Here is a 970-nt window from a genome sequence, read left to right on the forward strand (position 1 = left end):
TGCCCACGCTCGATGAAGAAGAAAATCCTGAACTCCGGGATTTCGCCCGCCGCTTTTGGTGGTCGCTGCCATTAACCGTGATAGTGACAGTGCTCGCCATGGCGGGACACTCGTTACAACTCCTCCATGGCTCGATCCAAAACTGGATCGAGCTAGCTCTGGCGACACCGGTGACCTTATGGGCAGGTTGGCCCTTTTTTGTAAGGGGCATAGCCTCTATTAGAAATCGCAGTCCAAACATGTGGACTCTGATTGGTTTGGGTACCGCCGCAGCCTACCTTTACAGCGTCATGGCAACGCTCTTACCCCAAAGCTTTCCCGCCACCTTCATGCAAGATGGACGTATCGGCGTCTACTTCGAAGCCGCCGCGGTCATCATCTCGCTCACCTTGCTTGGGCAGATTCTTGAGCTCAAAGCCCGATCGCAAACCTCCGCCGCCATTAAGTCCCTTCTCGGTCTATCGCCCAAGACCGCACGCCGGATCAATGCCGATGGACAGGAAGAAGACATTCCTCACACACATGTCCACCTTGGAGACCATCTGCGGGTCAGGCCTGGTGAAAAGGTGCCAGTTGATGGCTCAGTACTGGAAGGTGAAAGTGCGGTGGATGAGTCCATGCTCACTGGCGAGCCAGTGCCGGTAATGAAGAGAGCTGGAGATAGCCTGATCGGTGCCACGCTGAATACACATGGCAGCTTGGTAATGGAGGCGCAGAAGGTCGGCGCCGAGACCATGCTGTCACAAATCGTACAGATGGTCGCTCGGGCTCAGCGCTCCAAAGCACCAATGCAACGAATGGCCGACTCTATTGCTGGCTACTTTGTGATGGGTGTTATCGCGATTGCGATACTGACATTTGTCGGCTGGGGGCTTTTTGGCCCTGAGCCCAGCTGGGTGTTTGGTCTGATCAACGCTGTCGCCGTGCTGATCATCGCTTGTCCCTGTGCGTTGGGTCTTGCTACGCCCAT

The 970-nt window shown here is 55.7% G+C and carries 1 protein-coding gene; it reads left to right on the top strand.

Annotated elements, in window-relative coordinates:
* Positions 1-970, top strand: a 970-nt coding sequence (locus tag FHL16_RS33805) for an HAD-IC family P-type ATPase (protein ID WP_138739119.1), incomplete at both ends; no start/stop codon positions are given.

Origin of the sequence: Pseudomonas sp. FSL W5-0299, from assembly GCF_005930655.1 — a bacterium.
Lineage (GTDB): Bacteria > Pseudomonadota > Gammaproteobacteria > Pseudomonadales > Pseudomonadaceae > Aquipseudomonas > Aquipseudomonas mandelii.